4 protein-coding genes are annotated in these 5,833 nt (G+C 73.1%); 3 read left to right on the plus strand and 1 reads right to left on the minus strand.

Going from position 1 to position 5,833, the window contains the following annotated elements:
* On the minus strand, positions 1-422 hold a 422-nt coding region (locus CCN39_RS44805; protein ID WP_086852935.1), incomplete at its 3' end, for a PPOX class F420-dependent oxidoreductase.
* Positions 423-508: 86 nt separating this feature from the next.
* Here CCN39_RS44805 and CCN39_RS44810 point away from each other — a divergent pair.
* The 3 genes from CCN39_RS44810 to CCN39_RS44820 form a co-directional block, all read left to right on the plus strand.
* Positions 509-1,966, plus strand: a complete 1,458-nt coding sequence (locus CCN39_RS44810) for a hypothetical protein (RefSeq protein ID WP_086852930.1) — start codon at positions 509-511, stop codon at positions 1,964-1,966.
* A complete protein-coding gene (locus tag CCN39_RS44815; RefSeq protein ID WP_086852932.1) occupies positions 1,966-2,766 on the plus strand; it encodes a hypothetical protein in 801 nt (266 codons plus the stop codon). The genes CCN39_RS44810 and CCN39_RS44815 overlap by 1 nt, the downstream gene beginning before the upstream one ends.
* Before the next feature lie 10 nt (positions 2,767-2,776).
* The coding region (locus CCN39_RS44820; RefSeq protein ID WP_086852934.1) for a coiled-coil domain-containing protein at positions 2,777-5,833 on the plus strand (3,057 nt) is incomplete at its 3' end.

The raw sequence follows: 5,833 nt of genomic DNA on the forward strand, positions 1-5,833 counted from the left end.
GCGCGCGCGATCACCTTGGTGATCTTCGCCCGGACGAGGGATTCCTCGGGGACGGCGTTGCGCTTGCCGTACGCCTCGGCCTGCTCGGCACCCATGTACCGGCCGCCCAGCTTCGTCGCCCACGCGAGCATGTCGTCGAGGTCGTGGGTCAGCCGCGCCTCGGCGGTGAACTGGACGTAGGAGAACGGCGGCTTCTGGTCGTCGACGGCGAGCGAGATGCGGCCGTCGCGGGCGATGGCCTTGCCCTTGAGCGTCTCGGTGCCGGTGGTGAAGATCAGCTCGTCACCGTCCGGGCCTTCGTTCAGCAGGAACCAGATCGGTGTCACGATCGGGGAGCCGTCCTTCCTGACCAGGCCCAGCATGCCGGTCCGGGTCCCCTCCGAAGCGAACTTCCACCACTCGTCACGGCTCATTTCACGCATGGAGGCGACGTTAGCCCGTCACCCGCGCGTGCGCAGAGGGTGGCCGACTAGCCTGGCCTGCTGTGCGAGACGACGACAGGGCCGCGATGGGACTGGCCGACGAGGGGCTGACCCGCCGCCTCAAGGCGCTGGCCTGCACCGCGCCGCTGCACGACCTGGATGCGCGCAAGGCGAAGCTCGACTGGGCCGACGCCACGATCTACCAGATGGCCGAGATCGCGCTGCACACGATCGACCAGGTCACCATCGCGATGGACTTCGACACCGGCGCCGGCCACGACGAGGTCATCGACCGGCTGCTGCCGTTCATCGCCCAGCAGGCGCCGTCGCGGATGCCCGAAGAGCACGTCCGGGTGGCCAAGTGGGTCCTGGACAACCTCATCAACGTCGGCACCACCGATCGCGGCTTCCGGCGCGTCTACGGCTCGATGGGGCCGGGCGGCTACCAGCGGCGCCAGTTCGACTTCAAGCTGCTGGTCGAGCTGGCCGCCCGGGACGGCGAGGTCTACCTGCGCGCCACCGACGAGGCCATCAACGTCCTGGTCGGCGCGCTCGACACCGACGTCGAGTCGGCCCAGATCGCCGCCGAGGTCAAGCTCGAGAACCTGATCAACCGCGGCCGGCTCGCCGACGCCAAGCTCGCCGCCGAGCAGGCCCGCTACCGGACCGTCCAGTACGGCGAGACCCTGCGCGCGAAGCTCGACGCGACCCGCCGAGACGTCCGGTCGGTGGACTGGGAACGCGAGGTCCCGGAGCTCCTGGACAGCGCACTCGGCCACATCGAAGCCCGGTTCCGCGCCGAGAACGCCATCCTCAAGAACATCACCACCGCCCGCGACGAGACCGAGGACCTGGACCGCAAGCGCCGCGCCGCCGAGCTCGTCGACATCGTCGGCGACTGCATCCGCCGCCACACCCGCCTGCAGTCCCGGCTGGCCGACGCGGGCGCGGTGTTCCGCGCCGAACAGGACCGCCAGCAGTTCTCCGGCCCGCCCCAGCGCGCGACCCTGGACCTGTTCGGCCAGCTCCTCGTGCCCACCCTGGGCCTGCCGCTGGCCGACGCCGTCGCCCCCGTCGAGCACTTCTTCCACGCGGCCGCCGGGATCACCGCGCCGGTCGTGCCGTCGCTGTCGTCCCTCGTCTCCCTGCTGCTGCGGCCCGCGCCCGAGCGCGACCAGCTGGTCGGCGAGATCCCGGAACCCGAGCTGATGCCCGCCGAGGTCAGCGACAAGTTCGGCGACGACGTCTGGCGGCGCGCCGACGAACTGCTCGACCTGCCCGAGGTGCCGCGGCGGCTGTCGGGGCTGCTCGAAGAAGCCCGCCGCAGCCGGCAGCCCGGGCTCGCCGCCCTGGTCGCGCTGCGCGCGGTCCACGCCTACAGTCCCGGGATCGGCGCGGCCCGCCGCCAAGGCGACCGCTCGGTGCTGCTCGCCGTCGACGACGGCACGCTCCTGGACGACCCGGAGTTCGGCGGCGCCGACCTGCTGCTGTCCACGGCCGCCGTCGAGCGCGCCGACGAAGAGGAAAACGAGGAGGTCGCGTAATGGCGCTGTCCCACAGCAGCGTGGACGCCGAGGCCGCGGCCCGGCTGGTCGCCTTCGGCATGCGGCCGAAGCAGCTGCCCGCGCGTGACGTCGTCTACGGCGACCTCGTGCGCCGCTACGGCGAGGACAACGCGTTCAAGGCCCTCACCCACGCCGTCGCCGCCGGGCTCGGCCTCATGGTGCTCGAGGTCAACCAGCAGGCCGGCGCGGTCCTCGCGGCCACCGACGAGTCCGTCTTCGAGATCAAGATGGACTCCTACGCCCGCCAGGCCAAGATCCGCGAGCGCCGCGAGACCGAGAAGGTCCTGCACGGCCTGATCCACCTCGCCACCGCCGCGCTCGGCTACCCGCGCCCCGACGACCTCGCCAACGACACCTACATCGGCCGCGTCAGCGTCGAGCAGGTCGACGCGATGGTCCGCGAAGCCGCCCGGATGCTGGACGAACGCGCCGCGCAGGCCGAGGCCAACAACGACCCCCTGGCCGATGCGCCCGAGCTGGAGCAGGCCTGGCGCGCCTACACCCGCCGTCCCGCGGCCGCGGCCACCAAGGACGGGCGGCTGGCCGCCGACACCACCCGCGGCATGGTCAGCCGCGCCCTGCGGTTCCTCGCCGACCAGGGCTTCCTGGTCCCGGTGAGCGACGAGCAGGGCGGCACCTACCGGACCACGCCGCGCTACCAGATCCAGGTGCGGGAACTCGCCGCCGACGCCGCCTTCGACGACTTGCTCGCGCTCGACGTCGTGGCCGTCGCGACCGCCGGGGGCACGCTGCGCGCAGCGGCGTCCGACACGCTGTAGAGGGGAATCGATGTACGAGCTTTCGCGGGTCCGCCTGCACTCGGTGGGCCCGGCGGGTGCCCGCTACCAGGACGTCGTGCTCGACTTCAGCGGCGTCGGCGCCAAGATCACCGCGCCGAAGCAGGACGCGCTGTTCAGCGCGGGCATCCACGCGACCGGTCCGGCCGAGCTGCGCCGGCCGTCCCCGGCGAGCGTGCTGTTCCTCGAGAACGGCGGCGGCAAGTCCGTGCTCATCAAGCTGATCTTCTCGGTGATGCTGCCCGGCCGCCGCCAGGTCGTGGGCACCACCAGCACCAAGGTGCTGGAGAAGTTCGTCGCCGCCAAGGACGTCTCGCACGTCGTGCTGGAGTGGCTGCACGTCGAAAGCGGCCACCGGGTGATCACCGGCAAGGTGTCGGAATGGCGCGGGCACGTCGTGTCCGCCGACTCCGAAAACCTCGTCGACTCCTGGTACTGCTTCCGCCCGACCGCCGCGCTGGGGCTCGACTCCCTGCCGATGACCCAGGACGGCCGGCTGCTCACCATGTCCGGCTTCCACGACAAGCTCACCGCGGCCCAGCTGGCCGAACCCGAGCTGGAGCTGTCCTGGACCCGCCGCCACCACGAGTGGACCGGCCGCCTCGACAGCCTCGGCCTCGACACCGAGCTGTTCCGCTACCAGCGCGCGATGAACGCGGGCGAAGGGGAAGCGGCGGACGCGTTCGCCTTCGGCACCGACGACGCCTTCGTCGAGTTCCTGCTGCGCGCGGTCATCTCCGAGGAAGAGCCCAAGGACCTCGCCGAAGTCGTCGCGACCTACGCCCACAACCTGGCGCAACGCGGGGATCTCCTGTCCGAGCGCGACTTCGTGGCGGGTGCGCTCGACCTGCTGGGCCCGCTGGCCGCCGAAGAGGGCGTCGCCGCGGAGTCGCGGAAGATCGCCGAATCGGCGAAAGCCGACATGGCTTCGCTGGCCGGGCGGGTCGTCGCGCGCAACGAGCTCGAGAACGCGCGGCTGTCCGGGCTCGAGGACCACGTCACCGAGATCAAGTCCGCGGAGAAGCTCGCCGAGGGCGACCACCGGCGGCTCGCCGCGGCCGTCACCGAGCTGCGCCGTCTCGTCGCGGTGCTGCGGCTGGACGAGGCCCAGGAGGTCCGCAAGCGCGTCGACGCCGAGCTCGCCGCGGCGAAGACCGAGGCGGAGGCCTGGCGCGAGACGGCGACCGTGCTCAACTCCCTGAACGCCGGACGCAAGGCGAAGGACCTGCGCGAACTCGTCGGCAGCCGGGAGGAGAAAGCGCGTCCCGCCCTCAAGGCGCGCAACGACGCCGCTTCGGCGCTCGCGCGCGGGTTGCACGCGCTGGCGCAGGACGCCCAGCGGCAGGCCGACAAGGCCGAAGCGCACGCGGGCGCGTTGCGCGCCGAAGCCGAGAAGGCGCAGACCGAGCGTGACGAAGCCGCGAACCTCGCTGCCGCTCGCCGGGCCGAAGCGCGCGGGCTGACCACGCGGATCACCGAACTGCGCGAAGAGGTCCAGGCCGCCGTCCGCGCCGGGTTGCTGCCGTCGGGCGCCGACGTCGCCGAAGCTTCGCGGGCCGCTCGTGCCGCGGCCGAATCCGCTGTCGCCGAGTTGACCCGGCGGGAACAGGAACTGGACCGCGTCGCGGCGGATCTCCAGGCGGCGCAACGGGCCGTGAACGAGGCGCACCAGCTCGCCGGGACCACCGAGGACCGCCTGGAACGCGCCGCCGAGGACCTCGACCGCGCCCACCGCCGGACCGACGCCCTCGCCGCCGAAAGCCGCTTGGTCGAGCTGCTCGGCGCCGACGACGTCGCCCTGGAAAGCGACCTCCCGGTGCTGCTGGAACGGCTGCGCGAGGCGAGCGCGGCCGTCGAGAAGGAGCAGACCGCGCTGCGGATGGAGGAGTCCGCCGACGAGCGGGCCCTCACCGCCTTGGGGTCCGGTGGGCTGCTGCCGCCGCCGGAAGACGTCCAGGCCGCCTTGGACGCGCTCGAAGAGGCCGGGATCACCGCGTGGTCCGGGTGGCGCTACCTGTCCAAACTGGACGCCTCCCGGCGCGCCGAAGTGCTGGAAAGCCTGCCGCAGCTGGTGTCGGGCGTGCTCTTGAACGAGGCCGCGCACGCCGATCGCGCCCGTGAGGTGCTGGCGAAGCGGCGGCTGCTGCCGAGCGCGATCATCGCGGTCGGCACCACCGAGGCGCTGCAGGCCGAGGTGCCGTCCGCGCCCGGCGTCGAGTTCCTCGTGCCGCCGAACCCCGCGATGTACGACGAGGAAGCCGCCGACGCCGAGCGGGAAGCCGTCGCCCGGCGGCACACCGAGCGGCAGCGGCGGCTCGAAGCGTTGTCCGCCAAGCTGTCCGCGGACGGCGCCCTGATGTGGAAGCTCACGACCTGGCGCGAGGACTACCCGCCCGGCGCTGTCGCCACCCTCGCCGAGCAGGCCCAGGCGGCCCGGGCCGCGCGGGAGACCGCCCGCACCGCGCTGGAGCAAGCCGACGCGGAGTTCGCCCGGTTGAGTGAAAAAGCCGCGTCGCTGCGCGAGCGCGTCCCCGAGCTGCGGGCGGCCGCCGCCGAGGCCGAGGAGAAGGCGCGGCGGCTCGGCGAGCTGGGCGTCCGCAGCGCCCGGATCGCGGAATGGACCGAAGAAGCCGAACGGGCGACCGAGATCGCCGAGCGCGCCGACCTCCAGGCGTCCGACGCGGCGGGCAAGGCCGCCCGGCTGCGTGAACAGGCGGGGGAGGAGCAGCGCACCGCCGACGGCCACCGCCGGACGGCGACCACCGCGCGCGCCGAACTGGCCGAGGTGCCCGGGGCGGCCGACGCCGCGGACGGCCCGGCGCCGTCCGAACCGGTGGACGCGCTGCGGCGGGCGTACGCGTCGGCGTCCGACGCGTACGCGAAGGTCGAGGTCGGCAGCGACCTGCGGAGCGAACTGGAACAGGCCGAGTCGGCCGAAGCCGCCGCGGGCTCGGCCGTGGAGGCCATGGACGAGGCGGTGCGGGTGCGGGCCGCCGAGCTGCTGGAGACGCCGGACGGTTCCGACGCGTCGGCCCGGGCGGCCGCGCTC

The sequence above is a fragment of the Amycolatopsis kentuckyensis genome, from assembly GCF_002155975.1.
Lineage (GTDB): Bacteria > Actinomycetota > Actinomycetes > Mycobacteriales > Pseudonocardiaceae > Amycolatopsis > Amycolatopsis kentuckyensis.